The sequence below is a fragment of the Sphingobium sp. AS12 genome, assembly GCF_019097845.1.
GTDB lineage: Bacteria > Pseudomonadota > Alphaproteobacteria > Sphingomonadales > Sphingomonadaceae > Sphingobium.
Window position 1 is genome coordinate 236,302 of the sequence record NZ_JAHRGM010000056.1, and the last position, 26,299, is coordinate 262,600.

The 26,299-nt window shown below is 61.4% G+C and carries 32 protein-coding genes; 9 read left to right on the forward strand and 23 right to left on the reverse strand.

Annotated features, from left to right (window positions below; genetic code table 11):
- Positions 1–4 precede the first annotated feature (4 nt).
- The 4 genes from KRZ98_RS19260 to KRZ98_RS19275 all read right to left on the reverse strand — a co-directional run bounded on the left by KRZ98_RS19260 (position 5) and on the right by KRZ98_RS19275 (position 2,188).
- Complete coding sequence (locus KRZ98_RS19260; protein WP_066768561.1) at positions 5–466, reverse strand: hypothetical protein; 462 nt, start codon at positions 464–466, stop codon at positions 5–7.
- A gap of 166 nt (positions 467–632) precedes the next feature.
- Positions 633–1,175 carry a hypothetical protein gene (locus KRZ98_RS19265; RefSeq protein WP_254798698.1) on the reverse strand — a complete coding sequence of 181 codons (543 nt, stop codon included), beginning with the start codon at positions 1,173–1,175 and terminating at the stop codon, positions 633–635.
- Positions 1,165–1,548, reverse strand: coding sequence for a hypothetical protein (locus tag KRZ98_RS19270; RefSeq protein ID WP_066768557.1), 384 nt, complete (start codon positions 1,546–1,548; stop codon positions 1,165–1,167). The genes KRZ98_RS19265 and KRZ98_RS19270 overlap by 11 nt, the downstream gene beginning before the upstream one ends.
- A 40-nt stretch (positions 1,549–1,588) precedes the next feature.
- Positions 1,589–2,188 carry a hypothetical protein gene (locus KRZ98_RS19275; protein WP_217674956.1) on the reverse strand — a complete coding sequence of 200 codons (600 nt, stop codon included), beginning with the start codon at positions 2,186–2,188 and terminating at the stop codon, positions 1,589–1,591.
- 144 nt (positions 2,189–2,332) lie between these two features.
- Between KRZ98_RS19275 and KRZ98_RS19280 the strand changes: the two genes are divergently transcribed.
- From KRZ98_RS19280 to KRZ98_RS19295, 4 genes are read left to right on the forward strand one after another with little or no spacing between them, the layout of a single operon-like run.
- Positions 2,333–2,605, forward strand: a complete 273-nt coding sequence (locus KRZ98_RS19280; RefSeq protein WP_217674957.1) for a hypothetical protein — start codon at positions 2,333–2,335, stop codon at positions 2,603–2,605.
- A 19-nt stretch (positions 2,606–2,624) separates the two neighbouring features.
- Entirely contained in the window at positions 2,625–3,857 is a 1,233-nt protein-coding gene (locus tag KRZ98_RS19285) for a site-specific integrase (protein WP_048578767.1), read from the forward strand.
- Positions 3,854–5,212, forward strand: a complete 1,359-nt coding sequence (locus KRZ98_RS19290; RefSeq protein ID WP_048578766.1) for a tyrosine-type recombinase/integrase — start codon at positions 3,854–3,856, stop codon at positions 5,210–5,212. Before KRZ98_RS19285 ends, KRZ98_RS19290 begins: the two co-directional genes overlap by 4 nt.
- Positions 5,209–6,213 carry a tyrosine-type recombinase/integrase gene (locus tag KRZ98_RS19295; RefSeq protein ID WP_048578765.1) on the forward strand — a complete coding sequence of 335 codons (1,005 nt, stop codon included), beginning with the start codon at positions 5,209–5,211 and terminating at the stop codon, positions 6,211–6,213. Before KRZ98_RS19290 ends, KRZ98_RS19295 begins: the two co-directional genes overlap by 4 nt.
- Before the next feature lies 1 nt (position 6,214).
- On the opposite strand, the gene KRZ98_RS19300 is transcribed toward KRZ98_RS19295, so the two are convergent.
- From KRZ98_RS19300 to KRZ98_RS19355, 12 genes are all read right to left on the reverse strand, one after another.
- A complete protein-coding gene (locus KRZ98_RS19300) occupies positions 6,215–6,718 on the reverse strand; it encodes a hypothetical protein (protein WP_217674958.1) in 504 nt (167 codons plus the stop codon).
- Positions 6,719–6,955: 237 nt separating this feature from the next.
- On the reverse strand, positions 6,956–7,369 hold the full coding sequence (locus KRZ98_RS19305) for a type II toxin-antitoxin system VapC family toxin (RefSeq protein ID WP_066768553.1): 414 nt from the start codon (positions 7,367–7,369) through the stop codon (positions 6,956–6,958).
- A complete protein-coding gene (locus KRZ98_RS19310; RefSeq protein WP_066768550.1) occupies positions 7,366–7,632 on the reverse strand; it encodes an antitoxin in 267 nt (88 codons plus the stop codon). Before KRZ98_RS19310 ends, KRZ98_RS19305 begins: the two co-directional genes overlap by 4 nt.
- Positions 7,633–7,732: 100 nt before the next feature.
- Positions 7,733–8,509: a PRTRC system ThiF family protein gene (locus tag KRZ98_RS19315; protein ID WP_066768548.1), complete on the reverse strand. Its 777-nt coding sequence runs from the start codon at positions 8,507–8,509 to the stop codon at positions 7,733–7,735.
- The gene (locus KRZ98_RS19320; RefSeq protein WP_066768543.1) at positions 8,499–9,158 is read right to left on the reverse strand and encodes a PRTRC system protein A; all 660 of its coding nucleotides are present in this window, start codon (positions 9,156–9,158) and stop codon (positions 8,499–8,501) included. The genes KRZ98_RS19315 and KRZ98_RS19320 overlap by 11 nt, the downstream gene beginning before the upstream one ends.
- Positions 9,155–9,991 carry a PRTRC system protein B gene (locus tag KRZ98_RS19325; RefSeq protein WP_066768541.1) on the reverse strand — a complete coding sequence of 279 codons (837 nt, stop codon included), beginning with the start codon at positions 9,989–9,991 and terminating at the stop codon, positions 9,155–9,157. Before KRZ98_RS19325 ends, KRZ98_RS19320 begins: the two co-directional genes overlap by 4 nt.
- A gap of 8 nt (positions 9,992–9,999) precedes the next feature.
- Entirely contained in the window at positions 10,000–10,830 is an 831-nt protein-coding gene (locus KRZ98_RS19330) for a hypothetical protein (RefSeq protein ID WP_082733577.1), read from the reverse strand.
- A 339-nt stretch (positions 10,831–11,169) separates the two neighbouring features.
- Complete coding sequence (locus KRZ98_RS19335) at positions 11,170–11,376, reverse strand: PRTRC system protein C (RefSeq protein WP_066768529.1); 207 nt, start codon at positions 11,374–11,376, stop codon at positions 11,170–11,172.
- Between the two features lie 45 nt (positions 11,377–11,421).
- Positions 11,422–11,847, reverse strand: coding sequence for a PRTRC system protein E (locus KRZ98_RS19340; protein WP_066768525.1), 426 nt, complete (start codon positions 11,845–11,847; stop codon positions 11,422–11,424).
- Positions 11,848–11,882: 35 nt separating this feature from the next.
- Positions 11,883–13,574, reverse strand: coding sequence for a PRTRC system ParB family protein (locus tag KRZ98_RS19345; protein ID WP_082733575.1), 1,692 nt, complete (start codon positions 13,572–13,574; stop codon positions 11,883–11,885).
- A complete protein-coding gene (locus tag KRZ98_RS19350) occupies positions 13,571–13,786 on the reverse strand; it encodes a hypothetical protein (protein WP_088184949.1) in 216 nt (71 codons plus the stop codon). Before KRZ98_RS19350 ends, KRZ98_RS19345 begins: the two co-directional genes overlap by 4 nt.
- An 88-nt stretch (positions 13,787–13,874) precedes the next feature.
- Positions 13,875–15,071, reverse strand: a complete 1,197-nt coding sequence (locus KRZ98_RS19355; protein ID WP_066768521.1) for a hypothetical protein — start codon at positions 15,069–15,071, stop codon at positions 13,875–13,877.
- Positions 15,072–15,258: 187 nt separating this feature from the next.
- Between KRZ98_RS19355 and KRZ98_RS19360 the strand changes: the two genes are divergently transcribed.
- From KRZ98_RS19360 to KRZ98_RS19370, 3 genes are all read left to right on the forward strand, one after another.
- The gene (locus KRZ98_RS19360; RefSeq protein WP_066768519.1) at positions 15,259–16,989 is read left to right on the forward strand and encodes an ABC transporter ATP-binding protein; all 1,731 of its coding nucleotides are present in this window, start codon (positions 15,259–15,261) and stop codon (positions 16,987–16,989) included.
- Between the two features lie 127 nt (positions 16,990–17,116).
- The gene (locus tag KRZ98_RS19365; protein WP_253204230.1) at positions 17,117–17,341 is read left to right on the forward strand and encodes a hypothetical protein; all 225 of its coding nucleotides are present in this window, start codon (positions 17,117–17,119) and stop codon (positions 17,339–17,341) included.
- Positions 17,331–17,882, forward strand: a complete 552-nt coding sequence (locus KRZ98_RS19370; RefSeq protein ID WP_253204231.1) for a type II toxin-antitoxin system VapC family toxin — start codon at positions 17,331–17,333, stop codon at positions 17,880–17,882. The genes KRZ98_RS19365 and KRZ98_RS19370 overlap by 11 nt, the downstream gene beginning before the upstream one ends.
- 21 nt (positions 17,883–17,903) lie before the next feature.
- Here KRZ98_RS19370 and KRZ98_RS24465 read toward each other — a convergent pair whose 3' ends face one another.
- The gene (locus tag KRZ98_RS24465) at positions 17,904–18,029 is read right to left on the reverse strand and encodes a hypothetical protein (RefSeq protein ID WP_269454166.1); all 126 of its coding nucleotides are present in this window, start codon (positions 18,027–18,029) and stop codon (positions 17,904–17,906) included.
- Positions 18,030–18,184: 155 nt separating this feature from the next.
- On the opposite strand from KRZ98_RS24465, the gene KRZ98_RS19375 reads away from it, so the two are divergent.
- The gene (locus KRZ98_RS19375; RefSeq protein WP_066768510.1) at positions 18,185–21,772 is read left to right on the forward strand and encodes a DEAD/DEAH box helicase; all 3,588 of its coding nucleotides are present in this window, start codon (positions 18,185–18,187) and stop codon (positions 21,770–21,772) included.
- 120 nt (positions 21,773–21,892) lie between these two features.
- Here the strand turns inward: KRZ98_RS19375 and KRZ98_RS19380 are convergent, their stop codons facing one another.
- From KRZ98_RS19380 to KRZ98_RS19390, 3 genes are all read right to left on the reverse strand, one after another.
- Entirely contained in the window at positions 21,893–22,588 is a 696-nt protein-coding gene (locus KRZ98_RS19380) for a hypothetical protein (protein WP_066768507.1), read from the reverse strand.
- A gap of 103 nt (positions 22,589–22,691) precedes the next feature.
- Complete coding sequence (locus tag KRZ98_RS19385) at positions 22,692–23,327, reverse strand: hypothetical protein (RefSeq protein ID WP_088184955.1); 636 nt, start codon at positions 23,325–23,327, stop codon at positions 22,692–22,694.
- Positions 23,320–23,805, reverse strand: a complete 486-nt coding sequence (locus KRZ98_RS19390; protein ID WP_066766189.1) for a hypothetical protein — start codon at positions 23,803–23,805, stop codon at positions 23,320–23,322. Before KRZ98_RS19390 ends, KRZ98_RS19385 begins: the two co-directional genes overlap by 8 nt.
- 149 nt (positions 23,806–23,954) lie before the next feature.
- On the opposite strand from KRZ98_RS19390, the gene KRZ98_RS19395 reads away from it, so the two are divergent.
- Positions 23,955–24,764 carry a MucR family transcriptional regulator gene (locus KRZ98_RS19395; protein ID WP_231736638.1) on the forward strand — a complete coding sequence of 270 codons (810 nt, stop codon included), beginning with the start codon at positions 23,955–23,957 and terminating at the stop codon, positions 24,762–24,764.
- A gap of 47 nt (positions 24,765–24,811) precedes the next feature.
- Here KRZ98_RS19395 and KRZ98_RS24670 read toward each other — a convergent pair whose 3' ends face one another.
- The 3 genes from KRZ98_RS24670 to KRZ98_RS19410 all read right to left on the reverse strand — a co-directional run bounded on the left by KRZ98_RS24670 (position 24,812) and on the right by KRZ98_RS19410 (position 26,239).
- On the reverse strand, positions 24,812–24,976 hold the full coding sequence (locus KRZ98_RS24670) for a type II toxin-antitoxin system RelE/ParE family toxin (RefSeq protein WP_082733483.1): 165 nt from the start codon (positions 24,974–24,976) through the stop codon (positions 24,812–24,814).
- 65 nt (positions 24,977–25,041) lie between these two features.
- Positions 25,042–25,227 (reverse strand): hypothetical protein, encoded by a 186-nt coding sequence (locus tag KRZ98_RS19405; RefSeq protein WP_066766188.1) that lies wholly within the window; start codon positions 25,225–25,227, stop codon positions 25,042–25,044.
- Between the two features lie 121 nt (positions 25,228–25,348).
- The gene (locus KRZ98_RS19410; RefSeq protein WP_066766185.1) at positions 25,349–26,239 is read right to left on the reverse strand and encodes a LysR family transcriptional regulator; all 891 of its coding nucleotides are present in this window, start codon (positions 26,237–26,239) and stop codon (positions 25,349–25,351) included.
- Positions 26,240–26,299: the final 60 nt, after the last annotated feature.

Below are 26,299 nucleotides of genomic sequence, written 5' to 3' on the forward strand. Positions count from 1 at the left end.
TGTGTTAGGCCGCACGGCGATCGGCACCTAGGTGGAGACCGAGGTCGGGAGGCATCAGCACGTCGATGCGGGGAGCGATGGCATCGAAGGCCGCGTTGAGATCGATGGTCGCGAACCGATGAACGGCACTTCCCGGATCATGATCGAGAAGAAGGGCGAGCGGTGCCAGGTGGGTCATCATCTCGGGAAATACCGAGCGCAGGATTATGCCTTCGACGCGCCTGCCGACGAGGTTGAGCCGGGCGGCAAGACCGCAGGGGACGGCAAGGTTCCGCTCGAACCAGCGATCGGGCGCCATCGTGTCGGCGATCCGGGTACAGGGCAGACGAGTGGTCGGGGTCTGGACCTGCAGGATGGCGACACGATGCCGGCGCGCGGGATTGACCTCATCCAGCGGGACCAGTGCGCGATAACAATAACGGGGAGCCGATCCGGTTATACGCGTCCGTGAAGCGATGATGTCCATCGGAGAATCTCCTGTGGTGAGGGAATGGCGGCATTCTGCCGCCCGGCTTCCTCACCAATTCCCCCTCTCCTTTTGCGACCATGTCCCTGCGAGGTCCCACCCTCTGACGGGCGCGGGCCCAACGCGGTGCCGGATGGCTAGAGACCGGAAGGCCGGATAGCCGGGATCATGGGGCGGATGTCGCGCTCCAATTGTCGTAAAGAGGCTTGTCGCCAGGGTGCCACGGTCCTGCGCGCCAGATCCTGCCGTTATAGCTGATTCGGGCTACGACCCTGTCGCCGATGGCGAGCTCGCCCTCGGGGAATTCGCTGGCGCCCAGACCGCTGTGATCGCGCCGACCGCAATAGCAGTGCGAGGCGTCGGCCCAATCGCGTGCCGCAATATCGGGAAATCCCGGCTGGCGCACTACCAGCGGCATCCTGCCGCGATCACTGCCTGCTCTACCAAGGGCGCGCAGGATGTGGCCCGCATAGGTAGCAACCGATGCCCAGTAGGCAGCCGTGAATGCCTTGCGCCGATCCCAGCTTTGCCGGGACTTCGACCGTGCGTCCTGCCGAAGATCACGAAGCAGCCATGCAAGGACTGTCCGTATATCGGGATCAATAGCAGCGAGAACACGGGCAGCTGGAAGGGCCAGGACAGGATTGCGGACTTCGGCCCGGGTCGATCTGGGCGCGTGCCGTTCATTCCCGGCCGGATCAGTGGTCATCGTCCGTCGGTCCGGATAGAAGGATGACTGCGATCGACGGTTTGCTCGTCAGCTCTTCGGAGCGACTGTCGTAGGCGCGTGTGTCGCCATGGCCGATCGTGAAGATATCGAAGACGGGTGTCGGCGCGCCGCGCGCATCGGGCACGGTGGCGGCTGCATCATGATATTGGATATCGACGAAGCGAGCCGGCCCGCCCGTGACATAGGGCCCGAAATAGAAGGTTATGCGCCTTCCTTCGCTGGTTCTAGCCGAAAGGGTGAACCCGCCGTCAGGGATGTCTATGGGCAAGGTCGGAACGGCGTTGAAGGCCGCGAAACCGATCGCCTGCGCGTCGCCGGCGGTCATGACAGGCAAAGAGGTGATGTCGTTCATCTGAGTTTCCATTGTGATCGGATGCAAGGGTCAGGAGATGTCAGGCGGCTATCGCGTGATGCTGCGGGATGGCGGCTGCGAACCGACGCAGCATGATGGTCATGGCCTTTCGCAAATGAGCCTTGTTGGTGATGACCGTCTCGGGAACCAGCGGTTCGCCCTGCGGTGTCATGAAGCCCAATGCGGGGGTTCCGTTACGCAGTTCCACAACGATTCGGTGCCCGCGAGGCTCGGCTGGTCCTGCAGAGCGCGTCACGAACTCGCCAAGGCGCCCCGAGAGGCCCTGAGCGATTTTGGTCCAGCGGATATGCCCGCTGGCCATCATCTCACCGTCGCCCAATCCACGATCGAGCCAGGCGCGGAACTGCACACGCTGCTGGATCGGCGAATTGCGCGTGCGCTCCATCGTTCGGCAGAGTGGCAGCAGGCTGGCATGGCCATCGATCCAGGCAAGATCATCGCCTTCTGCCATCACCAGCAAATCGTCAGGCTCGACCCCGGCAAGCAGAGCGCGCAACTGATCGGAGGGTTTCGCAATCTCGGCGGAAAGACCCGCTTGCCATAGATGGAAGCCACGCGCAGCAGCGGCGATGATGATCTTTCCCGCCTGATGCCCATCCTGCGCCTGCAGCATTTCCATCAAGCCCCTGGAGGCATCGGATGCGATGGTCGCGCCGATGATCAAAATGCGCTTCGACCAACGGCTGGGGCGCGGTCCGTCCGTCGGGAGCGGCCAACTGCTGGGAAGGGGTCTTGAAAGCGCGGGATGTAGAGGAAACGCCAATTGTTCTGCCTTACGCGCGGCGGCAGCGTAGGCGCGCCTCGCCGCATCGAACAGATCATCGAAACAGCCACCGCCGTCACGGAAACCCTGAGCATAGGCGGGCGATATCTCACCTTGTCGAGTGGAAAAATCCCGAGGCGGCCAGCCTGCATGTGCTGCATATTATCGCGAGGTTGGAATAATGCGAAGGAAGTCAGCTATGCACGAGAATTACGCCGTTTTCTAACCGCGTTGCTGCGCATTATTTTTGTTGCGAACGTCTCCGGTGTCTGAAACGACCGAGGAGACAAACGTGCTGAATATCCATGATGAGCTGATCGCTGACCTGTCCAGATCTTTGACCGAGAAGCGCTACAATCCAGTGGCTGCCCAGAACAATGTTCTCTACGCGTCCGAATTTCTGATTTATCTTTCGGAGATTGATCTGCCGATTGAGGTTGTGACCCCGTCACATGTCGATCAGTATATTCGGTATGCGACTGAGTGCTTCGAAGCCAAATATGGTCGGTATCCTTCGCCACGATGGGATAGGCTTCCCCGAACAGCGATTTGTAAAATCCTCAGCCTTGCACAGGGGCAATGGCCGCCGCAGTCAGAAGTTGCGGAGGAGTCCGCCAAGCTGCACGGTGATTTAGCTAATGGCTACAGAAGATGGATGGAAGACGAACGAGGATTTACCGATCAAACCGTTCGAGGAAATATGTGGGAAGCAAGAACCTTCCTTAAATGGCAATTGGACCGGGGGTCGGATAATAGCGTCTTATCGTTGAGTGTAAGTGACATAGACGCATATATGGACATGCGTAGCTCCAATATGAGCCGTAAATCGATTTCAGGAATTGCGGCGCGGCTCCGCTCGTTGCTCCGATACCTGTATCAAGCAAGGCTTGTTTTGACCGATCTTGCTCCCCTTGTCATCGGGCCGAGCATCTATGCCTATGAGGGCGTACCTTCGATAATCGATAGCACCCAGATCAGGGCCGTCCTGGAAGAAACTGCGAAGGACAAGTCGCCCCGGGGTTTGCGCGATTATGCCATACTCCAAATCCTGGCCACATATGGGCTCAGGGATCGTGAAATTGTTAGAATCTCAATAGATGACTTGGATTGGCGAGCGGCGACATTGCGCGTTAGCCACCGGAAAACAGGAACATTTTCTATTCTCCCACTATCCGATGCGGTCGGAGAGGCTTTAATCGAATATCTGCGGCATGGACGCCCGCAAGTAGAATCACGCAATATATTTGTTCTGGCGTTGGCGCCCTACACCCCGATGACGACTGTTTACAACGTGGCGTCGAGGCGATTGGCGGCGGCAGGCGTCCATCTGCCCGGCAGGCGAGGGCCGCATGTCTTTCGGCACGCGCGCGCGACCGAGTTGCTTCGCGCTTCGGTTCCGCAAAAGATCATTGGGGATCTGCTTGGGCATCGGTCGGTCGAATCCTCAAATACCTACCTCAAGCTTGCGACTGAGGATCTCAGGGGGGTGGCGCTTGAAGTACCGGGATCGGGGGTGCGGTCATGAGCGCGTGGCTGGATACCGACGATACAGTGGCCGAGGAATTTCTGAAGACGCGCAAATTGACGGAGAAGCGCTTCAGAGCTTATCGGTCCGTTATCCGCAGCTTTGAGCGAGTATCTCAAAGGCATCAGGCGTTAAGCCGCGAGATGCTCTCCGAATGGATGAGGGAGCGTAAGGTAAACTTTTGGCCGAAGTCGTCCCAGGTACAGGAAATACATATCGTCGACGACTTCATCGATTATCTGCTTAAACGTGGCCTGATTGACAAAAATCCCATTGCTGACCTTCGGTTAAAACATGGTGCAAGGGGCAATAGACCAGTGTGGCGGGCTATTGCGTCTCCAAATCCGGATGATGCCCTCGTGGCGCTTCGTCGGCCGGCTCCCTTCGGGAGCTTCTTGGGCGATTTTATGCAGAACCATGTGACGCTGATGCGCAATCGTGGTTACAAATACACGACAGAGGCGGACCTTCTGCTCAGATTTGATCGCTTTCTTCAGGCTAGTCCGCATTTGGCGGGAGAGAGTATTGAGAAGATGGTAGCCGCATGGGCGGCCGCCAAGCGCACACCGCATCACGCTGCACAATGCCAAAAAGCGGAGCGGATGCTCACCAAGGCCCGATATCGCATCGATGCAAAGATGCTCCCAAGACCGTGCGATCCGCGAGTTGGGCAACAGGTCGCGCGGATTTATCGGAAACCTCATATTCTCAGCCCTGGTGACGTACGGTTGATGCTCGACGTGTCACGCTCCTACTCGACGCGGACGTTTTCCTACCGTCCGCTATGTGCGCGGCACATGATAATTCTGGCCTATTGTGCTGGATTGCGCCGCGGGGAGATTGCCAGGCTGAATCTCGGCGACGTGGACTTCAATTCCGGGACGATCACGATCCGGGACACGAAGTTCTACAAGACCAGAATTCTACCTTTGTCCGACAGCGCCTTGAGCGAGCTGGGCGCTTTTGTCGACGCGAGACGAGGCGCCGGCGCCTCGCAAGATCCGCAGTCTGCGCTGTTCTGGCATGATCATCCGAGTGGCCGCCACAGCTCGTATATGGTCTCCAAAATGATCACCGAAGTCATGCGCCAAGCCGGGCTTAAACCTCTTTCTGGGAGGGCGGGGCCACGCGTTCATGATCTTCGGCACTCAATGGTCGTGAACCGGATTCTCGAATGGTACAGAACCGGCGTAAATCCTCAGGAAAGGCTGCGCTTCCTTTCCACCTATATGGGCCACCGCGACATCAATTCCACGCTGGTCTACATAACCGTCACGCGCGATCTCCTGCACGAAGCGAACGAGCGCTTCCGCGCCATTGGCATCCGATGCCTTAACCTGGAGGTGGCGTCATGAAAAAGGGCGATCCCTTTCCGACGTTGTTGCGAGCGTTCTTCCAGGAGTGGCTGGCTGAGCAACGCAACGCATCGATCCACACGATCCGGTCTTATCGGGATACCTGGAGGCTGTTGCTCCGATTCGTTGCAGAACGAAAGAAGAGCGTGGTCGCGCGGCTGACCTTGGCTGATATTTCAGCCAGCGAGGTGCGGGCGTTTCTCAATCATGCCGAGAATGAACGCAAAGGCACGATCGGCACACGCAATTGCCGGCTCTCCGCAATCCGTAGCTTTTTCAGCTTCGTATCGGGCAAGGACCCCGAGTTGATTGTTCATTGTGCGGAAGTTCTTGCGGTGCCGGTGAAACGGGAACCCACCTCTGCCCCGTTCTACCTCGAACCTAACGAGGTCGAGGCCATTCTTGCACAGCCTGACCGGTCAACTCTCGCGGGGCTTCGCGACCATGTGCTGCTTTCGTTTCTTTATAACACGGGAGCGCGTATCCAGGAGGCGCTGGACCTATGCCCAGACGCAATCCGGTTGGACGCCCCTAATTTCGTGCGGCTCTATGGGAAGGGCCAGAAGGAACGCATCTGCCCGCTTTGGCCGGAAACGGTCATGCTGCTCGAAACGCTGCTGGCAAGGCAGCCTCGAGCGCCCCATGAACGTATCTTCGTCAACCGCTATGGCGAGCCCTTGGGCGCCTCAGGGGTGCGGTTCAAGCTCGCCGCCTATGTGAAGGAAGCAGCGAAAACCGTACCGACCCTGCGATCGAAGCATATAACCCCGCACAGTTTTCGGCACGCGACGGCAGTTCATCTTGTTGCTGCCGGGGTCGATATCACTGTCATCCGCAGTTGGCTTGGCCACGTCAGCCTCGACACGACTAACCACTACGCCCAGGCCGATTTGGAAACGAAGCGCAAGGCGCTGGAGCGGGTTGGCGTTCCAGTAACAGGCACCGCTACTCCTTCGTGGAAACGAGAGGCCAGTTTGATGGAGTGGCTGGACACCCTGTAAATTAATGCGAAGGAGCGTGGCAAAATATGGCGGTTTTGCACTTATGTCCCGCGCTCCTTCGCATTATTACAACCTCGCGATAATATGCGTTATGCCCAGCTGCGCATAAGGCATACCAACCGTTTGCGTAACGGACGGCGGCGTTCCAATCATAGCCGTGTAGATCGCGCCCGTTCAGAATTGCCTGGTCACATGGCTGTTCGCTGCCTTTGGCGACACGGTTCTCGATACAGGCAAAGTTTGCCCGCTGTCTGTCGCGCTCGGCTTCCTTGCGGATCGTGTCGTTGAACGGACGCAGCGCCGCAACCCGCGCCCGGCTCCGCGCCATGCGTTCGTCAAGCGGCGCATGGGACGGCAGGTCCGGATAATCCGTCCATACCGACGCCAGTATCTGGGCATGATCTGCACGGCGGCCATGTGCGATCCAGCAAGCCGCGTCTGCGGGGTCAAAGGCACCAACGTCGGCCGTCACAACACAAGGCCCGGCGGAAACGGCGCGGTGCATTCTCCGGTCGATAGCTGCGGGCTGCAAGACCGACTATGCCGACGGTGGTGGTACGGAGTGAGCATAAGGGCGATCTCCCTGGGATCACCCCCTATCTTTCCCCTTCTCCTTCGTGTCCGCTCGCGAGGCGAAGCTTGTCGGCAGAGCGTGATCCGGCCCTTCACGGCATGATCGCGCTCGACCGTAAATCAGCTCGGTCGTAGTTGACCGGATGGTGGTAGAGTTAACCCGCGCCGGTTACGCTTGCGGCTCGAGCCAGTTCTCGATCTTAAGGCCCCGGATACGCCGGAATTCATCGACATTGGCGGTAACCAGTATAGCGCTGACAGCATAAGCATGCGCGGCGATGAGCAGGTCGTTTGGGCCGATGGGGCAGCCCGCCGCCTCCAGTTCGGCACGGATGCCGCCATATTCGGCATCGCCGGGAACATCGAACGGCAGAATTTCAATACCGGCAAGGATCGCCTCGACCTGCGCGAGCAGCTTTGCCGAGCCTTTCTTAGCGCAGCCGTAGCGCAATTCTGCCGCAGTGATCACGCTGATGCACAGACGGTCGCTGCCAACTTTGACGATCTTCTCGAATACGCGCCCCTGCGGGTTGCGAACGAGGTCCGACACGATGTTCGTGTCGAGCATGTAGCGTGTGCTCACAAATCGACATCCTTGAGCGGCAGCAGCGTCGCGTCGAGATCCTCGGGAAAATCATCGTCAGGGGCGAGCGGCGCAAGTGCCTTGAGGATATCGACCAGATTGGCTCTGGGTTCAGGTTCGATGATGAGCTTGTCGCCCTCTTTGTGGATGAGAACGCGGCTCCCGGAAAACTCGAACTCCGCCGGGATGCGTACGGCCTGGCTGCGGTTGTTGCGAAACAGCTTCGCCTCGCGAACGACACTGGTGGAAATGGGTTGAGCCATCGGGCGCGCCTCCTTGCATATGCCATGTATATACCAAAAGCCGTCACCGGCCACAATGACCTATGATGCGGCGCGATTTATGGACGCGAGCGAGCATCATTTAGTGCCGACGGCAACCTGCGACGCCATGCATCAGCGGGATGGCGACGGTTTGGCCGATGGCAAGATTGATGAAGGCGCCCGCATGTCCGATCGACCCGCGCCCTAGAAGATCGAACAGCAGGGCAAGCGCGTGGCTTGCCAGGACACGATTGACGAAAAGCGATTGGCGTTCGAGGGCCTCGGCGACCGAACAGGATGGGGCATCGTCTTCGGCAACAGCCTCGTCCGCCAGTTCCGGAAAGGTTTCGAGCACGGTCGGAAGGCGGTCAGTACGTTTGTCAGTCGAGTTACCTGGGCAACCGATCAGATACTGCCCGTCGCTCGCACGATTGCCGAGGTCCATCCAGTAAGCGGGGCTGCTATGGCCATTCTCCAGCGCCGCCCCCAGCGTACGCCGCGCCGAAGCGGTATCGACACAGGTGATGAGGATATCGGCGCCTTCGATCCCGATCGCGTCAGGTGCGCGACCGTGCACTGCCTTCCAGGAAAGCCCATGCGCGAGGTTGATGCGTTCGGTCAGTGTGTGGGCCTTCGAGTTGCCAATGTCACAGCGATAGAAGGGCTGGCGACCGAGATTCGCCTCGGTCACGATATCGTCGTCGACGACGGTGACGTCGAGAGACCGGGTCGAGATCGCGCGGAGCGCGGTGTCGAGCGAGGCGAGTCCCATGAGCATCTGGGCGCCGTTCCCGCCGCAGCCCACCAGCAGGACACGAATAGCCCGATTCTCGAAGTCAGCGTGTAGATAGTGACGCGCGCGGATATCAGCTTGCATGACCATCTCCAGAGAAGGGGCTGCGCGGCAGCGGCAGGAACATCCCCCCTGCGCAAAGACGCGAGGCAGCGAGGGGACTACCGGCGTGATCAAGCCGACCGAAGACAAGCGAGATTTTGGTTGAATGTGCATCATCGACGTCGTCGGTGGCGCTGAAGAAGGCCGGTCCTGCCGCGTGACTATGAATATCACAGATCAGGTGCCAGTCGGATCGCAGGATCGGCGGGTGATAGACGAGACGCGAGGGCGTCGCCTCGTCGATTATCGGGAACTCGACTGAGAATTCCCGCGTGACCGCGTTCCAGAGGATAAACGCCGCGGACTCATTGGGTAACGCCCCACGTAGATGTTCCAATATGCGCTTGAGCAGTTCACCGGGAATCAGTCCGCACCGCAGGTCGGCCCTCGGTGTGCCGGCGCTGCCATAAGGGAGGTAGGCCGAGATTGGCGGTGTGACCCAGGCATCGAGCGCGAGCCACGGTCGGCGCAGGATCAGCATGACGCCGTCGTGGCCGACCAAAAGTCCATGACCGGCACGCGCTGTCCGAAGCGCTTCGATAGCCGGCGATCGGCCTTGCGACGGGACGGGATAGCAGGGCATCGCGGCAAGCAGCGCAGCGGCTGTCGGGTCATCGGTGAGCGAAGTCATCGCCGGTTCCAGCGGGCGATCAAGGCTCCGACGGTTACAGGGTCTGGCGCAGTGCGCCGTACGTTTGGTCCTGGCTGCCGGCGCCCGGCGAAACTGAGAGGCTTGAGACGGCCGACCGGGAAGCACTTCGCGCCGCGCGCGGCGAGGTCGTCCCAGAGCCGGATGAGTCCTCCCTTGCCGGTAACAGTGCGTTCCTGCCCGGGATTAGGATGCGTCGACCAGCTTTCGAATACAGCGCGCTCAAAGTCCGGGATGGAGGCGATGCTAAGCGATCCGGGCCTGGGGATATTGCCCCAGCATAGCTGTCCGCCGACGAACACATTAAGAATAGGTGAGTGCAACAACCGCGTCTCGGCCGTCGGGCGTGCATTCGTCGGCAGGGCGTAGACGCCGAGGCCCGATCGGGTGGCGACGAACAGATGCGCGGGATAGGGCACAGGTACGATGTTCCTTTCGTGCAGGACACGGAGCCCGTCAGGCGGAGATGATAGTGCGAACCAGGCCGGGCGCACCTGCGGGGGAACCCACCAAGCGAGCATATCGGCGTGCGCGACCAGTATGTTGTCGGGAAGAAGCTCGGGCGCCACGCTCCGTCCAAGCGCTTCGGTCCATTGCCGCAAATGCGCGCGGGTAAGTGGCACACCGGCCGCGATTGTCGGATGGTCTTCGTGGGTCTGGTCGACCGCATGGATGCTGGCGAAGGCGCAAGCGTCCTGTGTCGACGCGCCATAGGCTTGAGGGATTCGGGATCCCTGGCTCCGGTAGAGCAGGATGGCGTTTGTCAGGATCATGCCGCCGCTCGTCGCTTCAAAATGCGTGCTGTGGTCGGGCATAAGGAGCCTCACAATGTAGTTGGATCGAGCCGGATCAGGTCCTGGGCGGCAACGAGAAACTGCGCGCCGAGCCGCAGGGAGGTGAACCAGTCGTCGATGCGATCGGCGTGCGGCAGCGGAAAGATCCCTGCGATGTCCATGAAGCCCATCTCCATGCCGTTACGGGCAATGTCGTCGAGTTCACGGGCGAATTGCTCGAAGGGCACGAGCGTCAACGGCGGCAGAGAGGAACATTCCTCATAGCCCGGGATGTAATCCTGGATGATCTCGAAATCGCAGTTCCAGGCATTGCGTGCGCTCTCAAGACCCCCGAGCGCCTTGGATGTCCGTCCGAGTGCGTTCAGCCTGCGGCGTAGCGCGCCCGGCAGTCGCTTCGATGGCGCCGCATTGGCTGCGATCATCCACGCAGGCCGCCGAGCGTTCATCTCCGAGGGCAGCACCATATTTTCGAGATCGTCGGCATCTGCGCCGTGATAAGCGATCAGGCTCTGGCGGGCAGCGTCGTCTTCGGTTTCGCCATCCCAATAGTACATCGCGATCTCGTCGAAGAGGAATGGGTAGCCGTAGATGGGCAATACTCGGCCAAGGTTCCGTTCCAGCGCCCGATAAGCAGCGGCGCGCCAGGCAACAGGCGCATCTCCGGTTTCGATCCAGCCGAGATCGATCTGCCCCAGGCTCTCACAGATAATGGCAATCGCGGGTGGACCGCCCTGCTCGCCGCCTTGAAGGACGACGACGCGCAGATCGACCAGATCAACGGAATTGAGGACGTCGAGCACGGTAGCGTCGAAGACTCGCTCGATATGCCGACGCGCGGCCGGACGGGTGAGCGTCCGCATCGTTTTTTCGAGCGACAGAGCCCACCGGCCGACCAGTTCGTGATGGGGACCCAGCGGCTGGTCGAAGAGAACGGGAACGTCAGTAGAGAGCACGACCGACGTGCCGGCGAGGTCAGCCGAGCGGCGGCAGACGCAGAGCGGATGGGGGTTGGAGGGGCTCTCGGACTTCGCCCGGACCGCTATCCGGGGGGAGCGCGATCTTGGCGTGGAGGGTCCGGCTCGCGGCGCTGCAGGCAGGCCGGGTAAAGCTGGGCGTGTCGCCATCGTCAGCCTCGATCCATTGGCACAATGTCCTGTGCTGTGTGGGCGGTATAGGGGTTCCGGCACGCCGCGCCATGGTCAGCCCTTGGTGCCGACGGCACGGCGATATTCGGTGATATGGGCGCCCCCAATAATGCCGGTATCGACCATCTCAGCGTTGAGGATCGCCGGGTAGAGCGTGGCATGATAGGTACGCAGGGCGTTGCGGTCGTCGGCGAGATGGGGCGGCACCGGCAGGTCGATGCCGTCATATCGATAGGCCCGGGTGAGATGATTGATCTGCATGGCAAGCCTCGTTGGCAATGGTGTTGGAAAAATCGGGCGGCTGTCTCACCAGAGGCTGGCGGGTTCCTCGGCCGTGGCGTCGGCTGGCGGATTATTCGCTGCTGATGCTTTCACGGGCGTGGCAGGCACGGCCTGTTTGGCCGCCGCGGTGTTCGGCTTCGCGGCTTGCGCAGCGGCGGTCCGCGCAAGCTCGGCCGCCTGGCGTTGCTCGGCGATCTGGTCGGCGAGTGTTTTGCGCGAGGCCATAAGCTGCCCCAATGCGCCATCTGCGCCTCGTCCGAGTTCCGCATCGATTTCTGCGGCGCTCGCCGTGATCGAGATCGGGCGGGCCTCGCCGGCTTCGAGATTTTGGGCCACCCCTGCCACCTTGCGGGGCATAATGGTTAGAGTGACGGTGTCGTCGGGGCCTGCGACGAGATCGAAGCCGAGCGAATAGTGGCTTAGCAGCGGAAGCAGGCTGGTAATCAGCATGATATCTGTCCTTCTCGTGAAAATGCAAAAGCAGATCAGGCGGCGAGCTTTGAGGGCACCGCAGGAGCGGCGTCGCCCGGAGGTGGTCCATATCGTCCATCGAGCGTCATGCAGCTCGGCAGGCGTCCCGCCCATTTGAAGCCGATGGCGCCGAGCATACCGGCGATGAGGTCGGACTTTTTGCCCCCCAGCCGTTTGGCGAACGCCTTTTCGCCCATATGCGCGATCAGGCCGCATTCGCGAGCGATGAACCTCAGTTCATCCTTGGTGTATCGCTCAAGAAAAGCCTTATCGACCTGCCAGATGGCGCGCAGATCCACGTCGAAGGCGCGCGCGAGGTCGGCAACATGTTCGAAATTTACCACGTCCTTGGCATAGGCCGCGCCGATCGCCGACAATATGGTGGCTGCCTGCGCTTTCTCGAGTTCGCCGATCACCGTGATTTTGGCGCGATAATCGAGGCCGGGGAATGCGGCGTCGACCAGCAGGCCCGAGCGCGCCTTGAGGGTTTCCGCCTTGATCTGCGGCAACGTGCCCGACATCGCGGCAACCAGGATCGCACTCTGGGCATGCGCGCTATTGCCCGCAAGCGCCCTTGCAACCGCAGTGCGCCACATCGCTTCGCGCAGTTCGACGGTACGGTCTGCGATCGATTTGGCGGTGACAGTCGATTTGGACGCCGTCGGCGCGCTATTCGCTTTGCCAGCCGCGACGGACGGGGCAGATGCGACCATCCGGCTTCTTACTGGAGAGCCGGTCCCATCGCCTGACATCTCCTTGCCGTCGCCCCTAGCTTCATTGATGACGTCGTCCTGCTCTTCATCGTCAGCGTCATCGTCTGCATCATCATCTTTCACACGGCGCGCCGCCGCCCGCGCGGCCTTGTCGGCGCGTTCCTGTTCCTCGAAGCGGAGCATTTCCGCCGACTGGGTCTTGAGTTCGAAGCATGCCGCGTTGGTGCAGTGGCCATCGTCGATATGGGTCTCGAAGAGCGCCCGCTGCGTTGCCGAATTGAACGGGCAGGTCATGCATTCGCTCTTGTCGAAACTGGCGCTGGCGAGAACCTGCGTGACGCGCATCAGCAGGTCGCGTGTCTTGCTCACGTCCAGGCCGGAGCTCAGGATCGTATCGAGCGCCTTGTCCTGCTTGTCAGCGGGCACGGCGGCGAGCAGTTCGGCATGGCCGACCTTGATCCGGCGTTCGTCGAGCGCGCGCTTGACGGTATCGGAGAGGTTACCCAGAGCAAGACGGCGGTCGAGCTTGGCTTTCGACCAGCCGAGCCGGCGCGCGGCTTCGGCCCGATCGTCCTGGCAGGCCGCGAGCACGCGCACGGCGGCATCGGCCTGCTCGGTTTCCGATGCGTCGTCGCGCACGTCGTTTTCGTCGATCGCTGCCTCAAGGGCTTCCTGATCGGTCATCTCTCGGATGACGACGGGAATTTCGCCCTCAGGCCCGAAGGCTTCCAAGGCCGCCCGGTAGCGACGCCCGCCTGCGACGATGAGATAGCTGTCGCTCGCATCCTTGGTCGGACGAACCAGTATCGGCTGGAGCATTCCGCGCAGGCGCAGCGACGCGACGAGCTCGTCATGCTTCCTGCTATCGAAATAACGGCGGGGATTATATCCAACGGAGATGTTAGCGAGTGGCAAAGTCGTGATGGGTGGGGGCGATGCGGCGATGAGGGCAGAGAGCCCTGTTCCCAGACGCTGGGTGCGATTGCGGGTCATGAGTCGGACCGAACGGTGGCGGAACGGCTGAGGCCGGGAATGCGCGGGTTGTCGTAAACGCTGTTTACGGACATTTGCAGCGCCTGCTGGCGGGCGCTGAACCAGGTCGAGGCGGTGACCGCGTAGGTCTGGCTGGCAAAGTGCTCGCCGTCGCTGAAGAAGGCGACGTCCACGGCAAAATCATTCAGGCAAACATCGGATTGGGCGCGCATCGCCTTATCCTTTCATGAGCGATAGCCGTCCCGGTCGGAGACCGGAGCGGGCGTTGGAGGTAAAATTCGGCAAATCCGAAGCCAGGCGTCAGAGCGCCTGTTCGAGCAGCTTCCTGGCCTTGCCCTCGAGTTCGAGGCGGCTGTCCTGATGGGGTTTTGAACGTGCCACAGCGGTGATGCCTTGCACGAAATCGTACAGGCTTTCCGGGGGATGCCCCTCCTCCGCCATTACCGTCTGGATGATCTTCGTCGTCTCGGCCTTGGTGAAGCCGCGGCGGCGCAGGAAAGTATCGCGGTCCTCATCCTTGCGCGCGACGATGCGTTCCCGCGCGGCCTTGATCCCGGTGATAAAATGCTGCGGCGAGGAGTTCGCGAAATGCTCGAGCGCGGGCGCAGCCTGGTGAGAGAAACGGGCGGCCGCGAATTTCGAGTGACGGATGTTCACCTCCTCGAAATTCTCGACGCCCCACAGGCACCTATTGGCGCAAACGCCTCGTAGGTAGAAGGTCGCGATGCCGAGCGTTTTGGAGCCGACCTCGGAGTTCCACGCGTAAAATCCGCGAAAATAGAGATCGGGATCGCCGTTGGGCAGCTTACCAGCCTCGATCGGGTGCGTGTCGTCGACCAGAAATACGAACACATCCCTGTCCGAGGCGTAGAGCGTCGTCGTATCCCTGGTGATGTCGACGAAGGGGTTATAGGTCATACTGCCCCACTGGATCGTTCCGGGCACCTTCCAGCGTGTGTCACCGACACCGTCGCCGGCGAAAGCCATGATCGCCTGCACGAGTTCATGGTCGAAAATACGGCCATACTCGCTGCCCGTGGCGGCGCGCAGTTCGGTGCGGCCATCGTCGGTCTGAAGCAGTTTCACCTGTTCGCCGCGATGGGTGATGAGGCCGTGTTGCAGGTTGATCCCGGCCAGAGCGGCGGGAAGCTGACGTAGATAGGAGGCCGGCGCACCGACGAGGCTGGATATCTGGCCGAAGGACCAGTTGGTCGGTGCGACAGGCCGTCCATCCCCCGGCGCGATCAGCATCAGCCGTTCGGGATTGTCGCTCCTGGCTTCGACCCGGATCGCGCGACTTTCGACGATGCGCGTGGTCGAGTGATCGGCGCGGGCGCGAACGCTGTCATAAAGACTGGAAAGCGAGAGAAATTTCTCGTCATCGGGCCGTGAGAACCATTCCGAGGATACGCGGCCGCTGCGGCCACCGCGCGACACATCGATGCGATAGGGTGCGGACACGGGGGGCGTGTCATTCAAGCGGGCAAGGCTCGCCATGGGAACCATCTCCTGGAGCTAGAGGGGCAACGGGCCGATCCACGTTTCCCGTCACATTCCTGCCCCTCCCTTCCCTTTCCGACATCTTGGGATCCTGCCTTCGCAATGACCTGATTTGGCGCTAAGATAGCGGCCGCGTTCCAATCCTCCTTCTGGCTCATCCATCGATCGCCAGGAGGCCTAACTAGTGACGACGTTCGGAATATTGACCCGGCTGACACGGCTGATGCTGTCTGCGGGCCTGGGTGCAAGGCGAAGCATGGTACAGGCGTCCGGCCTGGAAGCCGTCGTGATCGTGATGGGCGTCGTAGGCCCCTATGCGCTGAAGCTGTTGATCGACGCGCTGGACGGACCGACGGGATCGCCCCTGCAGTTGCTCCTCACCATCCTGCTGTTCGTGGGATGCTGGGCCGGTGCTTCCATCGTCGAAACGGCCAGGCTCGCCTGCACCGCGGAAATGGTCGAGGCGCTGACCCGGCACTTCACGACTCGGGCGCTTGCCGCCGCCTTGCCGGAGATCACGGCGGCGCGGGACAGTCAGAGCGGGCGGCTACCCGGCATGCTGGAGCGGCTGCCCTATAGCCTGACGCTGGTCGTGGAAGGATTGATCTGGCGGCTCGGGCCGGTCTTGCTGCAGGCTATCGCCAGTCTTGCGGTGATCGCCAGCCTGATCCAGCCTCGTTATGTGCTGGTACTGACGCTTACGCTTCTGGGATTCGTCGGGGCGACCTGGATCGGGGCCAGACGCCACCGCGCGCACGCGGACGCGACCAATGCGGCGGCATCGCATGTGTCCCGCACGATCGGTGACATCGTCCGCAATGCCCGCCGCGTGGTGCTCAACGGCGCTCTGAATCGTGAACTGCGTTATGCCGGCGATATATTGAGGGCGAAACGACAGGCCACCGCTGGCATGTACCGTTCGCTGACCCTCATGGCGGCGCTGCAGTTCTGCAGTGTCGGCGTCGGACTTGTGGCGCTGTTGATGCTTGCCGGCCTTGATGTGGGCAAGGGACGCATGACCGCAGGCGACTTCGTCCTGTTGCAGACCTATGCTTTTAGGCTGACGGTTCCGCTGAGCGCGCTGGGTTATATCCTCGCGCAGGCTGGTGTCGCAATCGCCAACATCCGCGACGTCCTGGCATTCACGAACGCCAGTGTCGTGCCGAGCACCCCGCAGCCCGGTCCCACAGGTGCTGCGGATCTGACGGTCGAAGACGTCAGCTTCTGCTACGGCGACAACATGCCGGGTATTATCGGCATTTCGCTTTTTATCCCGGCGGGCCGCTTCGTCGCGATCGTTGGCCCGAACGGCTCAGGCAAATCTACCCTTGCACAGATGCTGGCCGGCGTGCTCACGCCTGGCTCGGGGAAAGTCGAGATTGCAGGGGTCGATATCGCGATGATCCCGTGGGGGGAGCGCCACCGTTATATTCTCTATGCACCGCAGTTCATCGGCCTGTTCAACCGATCATTGCGGGAGAACATCCTCTATCCCCCGGCGAACCAGTCGATCAGAGAGGTCGGGGAACTGCTTCACGTTTGGCGTTTCTACGAGCCGGGGAGACCGATCGACTTCGAGATGGAACTTGGGGAACAAGGCGAGCGTCTGTCGGGAGGCCAGATACAGAAGCTGGAGCTTGCCCGGCTGACGGGGGTGGAAGTGCCGGTCCTTATCCTCGATGAAAGCACGTCCGCGCTCGATCCGTCCAGTGAGGCGAGTGTGATTACGAGATTGCGGAGCCGGGCCAGGAGCGCGACGACGTTGATCATGATCACCCATCGCCTCGCCACAGCGAAGGCCGCCGATCAGGTTCTCTTCATGCGCAGCGGGCGACTGGTTTGCAGCGGAACGCATGGTGAATTGATGCAGCGATGCGCCTCCTACCAAGCTCTCTGGCGCGCTCCGCAAGTATGAGCTTAGCCGGCGCCTGTCCCGATCACATCTTGCATATTTTACAAATTGGCGTATCTGTTTAACGCAAAGGAGTTTCCCGATGGCGACGAGACACGAAGATCATCTGTCCCAGCGACATGAAGCAGTCGTGGCTGCCGCGAAGGCGGCAGGCTTGCTTTCGGGCACGAACAGCGCGGTCGGCGCCCGGGTCCCGCGCGAACTCATCGATCGTGCCAAGATGCGCAGCGGCATCGCCTCTACCACCGATCTCGTCGAATATGCGCTCGCCAAAGTGGCGCTGGAAGATGATTTCGGGGCCAGGCTGGTGAGCCGGAAGGGCTCGGTCCCGGCAGATATCGCGCTTGGGATTTGATCGCAAAGCGTCGCTGCGCCGGATCAAGCCGCAGCGATCGGCAGCAAAGCTGGCCCGGCGGCGCGAAGAGGAACTGCCGCTTGTTCATAAAGCAACTGTCGTAGGCCGAGAGCTTCTGCTCGACACCTGCGTCTATATCGATGTGCTTCAGGGCAAGACGCCTGCGCAAGCGGATCGGTTGCTGGAAAACCGGATCGTTAATCACTCCTGTGTAGCGCTGGGCGAAATGACCCATCTGATGGGCGCGCTCGATCCGGCGGACAAGCGCACGGCTTCGGTTCTCAAGACGCTGGGACGGACAATCGATGATATTCCCGAACATCGTCTGACCGTACCTTCCTCGCGGGTGTTCGCCGAGGCGGGCATGTTGGCAGGATTGGTAACGCGCCTGTCAGGCCAGGCCCATTCGATCGCGCTGCTGAACGATGCTGTGCTGTTTCTTCAGGCCGCTGCGATGGGCTGTGATTTGCTGACCGGTAACCGACGCGATTTTGATTTTATGGATCAACTCGTGCCCGGAACGGGCGTCATCCTGTACTGACTGGTGGATGACCGACAACATTTACCCCGCTTCGCCCTGCAAAACGGCATAGACGTCCTCAGTGTTCAGGCGTGCGATCTGATCGGCTTCATCCCAGAAATGGGTTTCGGCACTTAGCCGTGCGGCGATCCAGAGCCCGGTTTCCAACCTGCGTCCTGTGCCGATGGCTGTCGATAACCCAGGCGGCGAAGACTCAAATCGGATCCTCCTGATCCCTTCGGTACCATATTGACTTGCGGTCGCCCGCCGGGTCGAACGACATAGGGCGGATTTCTGCAATGGATCATCAAGGGGACTGAAGTTTGAGTGCAGAAAAGGCTCGCCCCCATTTTCAAAATTCGATCGCGCAACTCGAGACTATTTTCCGGACCTCTCAGTCGGACCCGGAGATCCTTCGTCTTCTTGACCATGAGCTGAGTTTTCGTACGACGGATCGGGCAGCGCGCTTGCGCGCCGGCATTGCAAACGCCCTTGCGACGGAGCCGGCGAGCAAAGCGCCACCTGGCAAAGCACCCGAGCGCTCCGAGGCGCGATCTTCGCGCCAGCCGAGCACGGCCCCTGACCCGTTCGCTGGCAAAGCAGCGCCATCCTCTATTGCATCTTTGCCGCCCATTCTGGCGTTTGGCGATTTGCCTTCTGTCGCAACGCCGGACCATGACAATATGGCAGCCGGCATGCTCGCAGCCTGGACCGCTTTGGAAGCACTGTCGCCCCAGACCTATAGAAGGCCTGAAGACCTTGCTTCCGGCGATCGCAGCTGTGTCGCCGATCTCTCGCGAGGGCAGGTTCCTTGGGGCAAGGGTGAACGGTCGCGCCCCAAGCGGCAGCTCTATTATCAGGTGATCCTCGGCGCGATCCCGATGGATCGTGCGACCGAAGATCTGGTCAAGGCCTTCGGCGCAGATGAAGAGCGGAGCACGCGGCAGCGGGAGAAGGCCGCGATCGGCGCGGTCCTGGTTGACAAGAACGGCGTCCTCCTTGAGGACAACAGCATCTCGGTCTCAAGCTTCGCCTGGGCGCTTCCCTTGGCGCTCAAGCTGAAGCTGGGCGCGCTCGGTGCATGGCCTCGCATCGAGCCGCGGATCATCGGGGCGCTCGAGAATATCCTGCGCCGAACAGACGATGCCGGAAACCCGGTCCCTTTGGATCTCGCGACGATCGACCAGGCGCACCGCTGGCTCGTTGCCCAGTTCGGCCTTCCCGCTGTTCTCGTAGAGCCGCCGAGCTTTGCCTTGCGGGTGTTCCACTATTTCAAAGCGAGAAATCCGCCCGAAGTCTCGCTACTCAATTCCTTTTTCATGGGCGACCTTTCGAAGGCGGTCGATCTGTGCGCGAAGGGAGAGCTACCCGGCGGCCTTCGTCAGTATCTGGGTATGGATGCGCCCAGCAGGACGATCGACCTGTTCTCGGACACCGACGCGCTCGAAGCGGCCGTGGCACCGGCCAGGACGCCCGCGGCGCGCTGGCCGAGCCCTGGTGGGCATCCCCTGGTCCTGCTGCAGCAGGCCGCTGTCAATCTCGCCCGTTCGGCACTGGCCGACGGCGGAGGCGTGATCGCCGTTAATGGTCCTCCTGGAACCGGGAAGACCACCCTGCTTCGCGACATCGTTGCCGCAACCGTACTCGATCGCGCGATGGCGATGGCGTCGTTCGACGACCCTGCAAAGGCCTTTACGCCTTCAGGAGAGCGACAGGCGTTCGGTCCCAAAGCCTTCTTTCATCTCTATGTGCTGGACCCGTCGCTCAAGGGACATGAAATGCTGGTCGCCTCCAGCAACAACAAGGCGGTGGAGAATGTCAGTCGTGAGCTTCCGGCAGCCAAGGCCGTTGGCCGTTCGACCGACGACATAAGCTATTTCAAGTCCATCAGCGACCTCGTCTACAGCCCCCGTGCGTCGACCGAGGACGACGATGGTCCCGCCGTTCCGATGGAGCCCGCTGACACCTGGGGCCTGATCGCGGCCGTGCTGGGCAACGCGCGCAACCGCGCTGCCTTTCAGCAGAGCTTCTGGTGGCATGAGGACTGGGGGTTTCGCACCTATCTCAAGGCCGCCAAGGGGGACCCGGTCGTTCAGGAGATCAAGGATCCAGAGACCGGCAAGATCATCGAGCGCCGCACCCCGCCGGTTGTGCTCGCCGAGCAGCCGCCCTCGCCCGCATTCGCCTTGAGAAACTGGTACAAGGCGCGCGACCGCCTGCTCACACTCAAACAGACGGTAGACGGGCGATTGGCGGCGCTGGAAGCCGTCCGGATTCTCTGCGTTCGGCTGGCGGAAACCCGAAAGGCGATCGCGAGGGACGAAGCGGAACTCGCGCAGACGCGCTCGCGTCGTCCGGACCTTGAGGCCGACCGCGCCAATCGGCAGATCGACGTTGAGAACGCCGCGCGCGTCCATGGCGAGCGGAGCGCCGCGATTGCGGCACATCGCACCGAACGGCCCGTCTTCTTCTCACGCTTGTTCCGCACGGCCCGATGGGCGGCCTGGACCTCCACCCAGGCACCTCTGGTCGCGGCCCAGGCGCAAGCCCGGACAGCCCTACGCGCCGTCGAACGTGCGTTCGCTGAGGCTGACGCCGCCCTTGCCGCTCTGGATCAGGATATCGCCGGACGCGAAACAAGGCTCGCCGCGCCGCGGGCGGTGGCGACGCAATTGGCAAGCGAGATCGACCGCCATCGTCCTGAATTGGGCGACCGCATCATCGACGACGCCTTCTTCGCACGAGGCCATGAGGCGTCGAACCTTGAGGCGCCCTGGATCAACGACGCCGTCCACCGTCTCCGCGAAGACCTCTTCATCGCCGCACTGGACGTGCACAAGGCCTTCATCGACGCCTCGGCGCAAAAGATGCTGCACAATCTCAGCGTCCTGATGGACTTCTTTTCCAGGGGAGCGCCCCAGGATCCGGCGAAAAAGGCGCTGCTTAGGGACCTATGGTCGACCCTGTTCCTGGTCGTACCGGTCATTTCCACGACTTTCGCCTCGGTCGAGCGCATGCTGGGCGACCTGCCGGTCGGCAGCATAGGCTGGCTGTTGATAGACGAAGCGGGACAGGCGCTGCCCCAGGCGGCCGTCGGCGCGATCCTGCGCGCACGCCGCGCGATCATGGTCGGAGATCCGTTGCAGATACCGCCCGTCGTGGCCTTGCCCGAGCGCCTGAATGCCGAGATTTGCCGACACTTCCGGGTCGACAAGCCAATCTGGGCGGCCCCGGAAGCGTCCGCCCAGACGCTCGCGGATCGGGCATCCCCCTATCAGGCTGCATTCCGTTCGGACCAGGGCTCCCGCCGGGTTGGTATTCCGCTGCTCGTTCACCGCCGTTGCCAGGAACCGATGTTCGGCATCTCCAACAGGATCGCCTATGACGGCCAGATGGTCCATGCGCCGGGCCCTCGCCAGAGTGCGATCGGCCGGGCGCTGGGTCCTTCCCGATGGGTCGACATCGACGGCGAGGCGGACTCCAAATGGTCTCCCGACGAAGGCGAGCAGGTCATCTCGCTCATTCGGCGTATCATCGACGCCGGCATCACCTGCCCGGACCTGTTCGTCATCACCCCTTTCCGCATTGTGGCCCAGGAGATGCGTCGCCGTTTGGAGAAAGAGAGGGCGATGTTCGCCGCGGCCGGGGTCAACATCCGGGAATGGTCCAACGACCGGATCGGGACCATTCATACGGTTCAGGGACGGGAGGCGGAGGCGGTCATTCTGGTTCTGGGCGCGCCGAAGGCCTCACAAAATGGCGCGCGCAACTGGGCGGCTGGCACACCGAATATCCTCAATGTCGCCGCTTCGCGAGCCAAGCAGCATCTTTATGTCGTCGGGTCTCATGGCGCCTGGTCCGGCGTGGGTCATGCCCGGGAACTCGCAGCCCTGCCGCGCGAGCGACCCTGACGCTCGGTTTACACCGTCGGTTGGCGGTTTGCCGCACGCTTCTTTGCGCGGACTTGTAACGGTATGCGCCCGACGAGGACGATGCGCAGGCCGCGATTCCAGGCGGTCGCTCCAAGCCGGTCAGACAGCTTGCCATTCGTATAGCAGGTGGTCATCGGGGCTATATTCCGAACCGATAGCGATCCTGACCAGGCGCCCGTCGCAAGCAAAGGCGGATGCACGCGGAAAGGACAGGTAGGAACGGCCGTCGAGGATCAGGTCGCCGGATCGCACCTTGGTGATCTCACGGATCGTGCCGATCAGGCGATGGCCGGCCGGGGCATCGACCAGTTTCAGTCGGTCGCCCGCTTTGACGCGCTTCTTGAACGCCCCCAGAGACAGAACCATGTCGACAGGGTTGCGTATGCCTCGGTGTCTGGCGAGCGCCGCCCAATAGGCCTGGCCGATGCGGACCTCGCAATAGAAGCTGCACGACCAGAAATCCTGCAACGGATTGGTGCGCGTGAACCCGAACCTTTCCATCTGATCACGGACCTCGACGATGAAGGCGTTCTGCGCATCGCGGCCAGTGAGATCGGCCGGTGTATCGAGGACCTCCGCGATGATCTTGCGCCCCCCGGAGAACTTTTCCGTGCGGATGGTAAACGTCGCTTCGGCGAAATCTTGTGCAAGATGGCTTTCGATCCGCGAGGCGAGTGAAGCCAGTGCTTCGCCGACGCGATAGAGATCGCCTTCATAATGGAAGTTACCACGTTCGTCATGGCTGGTCTGGCTGTACAGGCGCGCGGGCACGCCCGGCGCGGGGGCGTCGGTCATCGATAATATCCTTGCGGGTTGCGGAATGGTGGGGCGAGACAGCGATTGTTCGCTGAAGGCGATGTTAGAGGCCTGCGGACGGGGTTTGATCGGGATCCGGCGATCAGGAGTTGGCAGGACGCATGTCAGCCGGCTCGGCAGCATGTCGGGCGGTGACCCAGTCGAAATAGCCCAGACGGGTATCGTCATTGGCCACTTCGTCTTTCCAGTCGGACAGGGGATGGACCGGATCTTCGATCCAGGGATCGCGATGAGTGGCGGGGCGGAGCGCCCTCGATAGCCCTTCGCTCGTGGCGCCATATTCAATTCCATCGACGAAGATGGCGCACCATCCACCACCGATGCCGTCGGCGCGCGAGCGCGAACAGCTATAGCTCCATTCAAACCCAATTGGGGCTTCAGATAGAGTCAGCGGGCAGCAGCGTTGAACCAGGCGCGCAATCGCGTCCGGCTGGAAATCCGTATCGCCAAAGATCGATACCAGACATGTCTCCGCGCCGCTGATCTCGATGTCCGCGCCGAATATGGGAAAGTTCGGATCGTCGAATATCTCGAGCAGGCCGTTGAACGGATTGCCGAGGTCAGTCGGCGGAAAGGACGCGAGAAACTCGGCGGTGGGTTCGCCTGGCGCCGCCTTGTCACCGAGATCAGCGGCATGTTGCCACGCTTCCTCGATAAGCGCGCTCTCCGCCGCGGTGCAGGTGAACGAGAAGGAACCCTGGACATAATAGTCAGCCATGGACGGTCTCCACTGCTTCGCAATCGACAGGATCGTCGTCGATGATCGTCAATGGCGGCGGATTGAAATTCGCACGGGCATATTCAGCCTCGATCGCTTCCATCGATCCGAGTTCGCGAATCCGTTCGATCGAAAAGATCAGCGTGTCTTGCTCGGTGGTGAAGAAGGTCTCTGGTTCGCCAGGCCCGAAGCAGATTTCACGGTCTGACGGGAAGCTTCCACTGTAGCCGGCCCGCCAGCGAACATAGGATAGCCCAAGCGACCGGCAACATTGCTCGATCTCGTCGAAGCGCCCTGCGGCGACCTCATGATCCATCAGGTATAACGGGCCGGTTACCGGTAGGTCGGAGGGATCGAATGGGGTGCCGTCCCAGTCGATGGCGGGATTATCGTCAACGATCGCAGATATAAGTTCGGGGTACCGGCTGCGGGACAGGACCCCGCCGATCTGGATATGGGCGGACACGCGGTTGGCCATGAGCTGTCTTTCGCAAAATCGAGACCATTTATTCGATCTCGTCTCTGCCCTCCCCTCTCCCTCTCCCATTGCTGCTGTTCAATTTGCAACGGCAGCCGGTACAAGCGATATACATTGCCGGCTTGTGGTCATCGGCGCTTCGCGCTTAGATGTTCGGCAACGTTTTTGTGCCAGAGGCGTCCATCTCTTTCTTCCTCGATCTGGAGTTTTCCATGTCCGATGCCATCGAACCTGATTTCACCGCGATGACGGTCCAACTACTGAGCGCCTATTTCGCGAACAATCAGGTACCGGCCTCCGATATTTCGGGAATCATCGAAACAACCCGCACGGCGCTCGAGCGCAAGGCCGCCGTAGCAACGCCCGCGGAACCGGATCATGTCCCGGCCGTATCGATCCGCAAGAGCCTCGCTTCGCGCGACCACATTATCAGCTTGATCGACGGCAAGCCCTATAAGAGCCTGAAGCGCCATATCGGCAGGCATGGTCTCACCCCTGCCGAATATCGGGAACGCTACAGTCTGGCGAAGGACTATCCGATGGTCGCGCCGGGCTATTCCGAGCAGCGCCGCGAGGTTGCGCAGCGGCTTGGGCTTGGTCGCAAGAAGGTAGATGCCAGTGACGTTCCTGTCGCCGCTGAACCTGAGACGCCCGTTGCGGCCGCTCCGGCCAAGCGCGGTCGCAAGGCTTCAGTAGCGACAACGGATAGTCCGGCAGTCGAGACAGCGAGCGAGAAAGCGGCCAAAGGTAAGGCCGGCCGCAAGCCGCGAGCCAAGCCCGGCACAGAAAGTGTGGCGAAAGCCCCTGCCCCGGCACCGGCTGTCAAAGCCAACAGAGCCTCGAAAGCCGCGGGTGCCAAGCAGGACAGCAAACCGAAAACCGCCAAGCGAGTGATCAAAGCGAAGGCATCTGAACCTGCGGCGGAAATTGCACCCGAAGCGGAACCCGCAAGCGTTTGAAGCAACCGGCACGGGTGAGGTCCGGAAATTTGACCTCGCCCGTCCGCTCAGTTCCTGAAAATGAGCGATGCGTAATCGCTGGCGCCGTGCAGGATGTGGATATTGGTGACCCGTGCGCCATCGACCCGGTAAAAGATCAGATAATTTCCGTGCAGTCGACGGCGAGGACCTTGTCTCTCGAAGGCGGGGAGGATTGGAATCCGTTCAGGCATGGCGTCCAGATCAAGGCATACGGTTCGTACTTCTCTGATGAAACTGATTGATAGCTGGCCTCAAGCTAGGCTTGGCATTGCACATGGTGCCGGTCAGATTCCTCAGCAATGGACCACCAGCCAATTCCCATGGCGGCTTTGGGCAGGATAGCGCTGATGATCCGTTCGATTTCGTTGAGCCGCAAGATGACGTCATCGGAATAACCGAGACGGCGCGGGACGCGGCTCACAGGATCGTAGTTCGACGTCATAGCGTCATGCGACGAGATGTCAGCAGCGCCTGGCAGGTCGCCTGCAGCTCGACTTGATGGTCGGCCTTCTATGTGGCCGAGGTGGCCCTGAGCAGATCAATATGAGCTGCTGTGGCCCGGTTCACGCAGCGATCCTGCTCATCCCTTCGACGAGGGCGTCGAACACGACCCGGCAACGGACATTGTCGCGCAGGTCTTCGTGCATGACGATCCAGGTCTCCAGATCGAGACGGAAGGTCTCCGGAAGTACGCGCACCAGATCGGGTTCGCGGGCGGCGAGGATCACCTGGCAGATACCGATGCCGAAGCCGGCGCGGATGGCGGCCAATTGGGCCACGTCACTATCGACCCTGAGAGCGAAGGCATCTCGGTTCAGCGCCGGATAGCGCTCGACCGCCGCCCGTATGGCAGGAGTTTCCACATCGTAGCCGATCAGGTCGTGGGCTCGCAGGTCGTCCAGGGCCCGGGGAATCCCTCGGCTGTCCAGATAGTCGCGACGGGCGTGCAGGCCGACGGCGATGGAGCCGATGCGTTGCGCGACCAGGGCCTGTTGCTCGGGCCGAACCATTCGAACCGCAATATCCGCCTTGCGCTGCAGCAGATCGTCGAGCGCATTGGACGGGGACAACTCCAGGGTCAGGCCGGGATGAGCCTGGCGCAGACGCGACAGCAGGGGAGGCAGATGATGCACCGCGACGGCCTCGCTGGCGCTGATCCGCACCGTGCCACGAACTTCGCCGCCGCGACCGCCCTCGGCCGTGCGCAGCAAGGTCGATGAAACGGCGGCCAGACTCTCGGCCATGGGCCTCAGTTCCAGCGCCGCGTCGGTCGGCGACAGGCCGCGGGGCGTGCGCAGGAACAGTCTTGTTGCCAACGCGGCTTCCAGAGCGTCGATGTGGCGGGCGATGCTGGGCTGGGTCATGCCCAGCGCCCGGGCCGCGCCCGACAGGGACCCCTCCCGCAGCACGGCGTGGAAGGTGCGATAGAGGTTCCAGTCTGGTTCTCGGCTCATCTGTTTTCGTATAGCGGGTAGAGCGTTTTCCGCAATTTCGTTCGGAGCAAGACGCGCCCA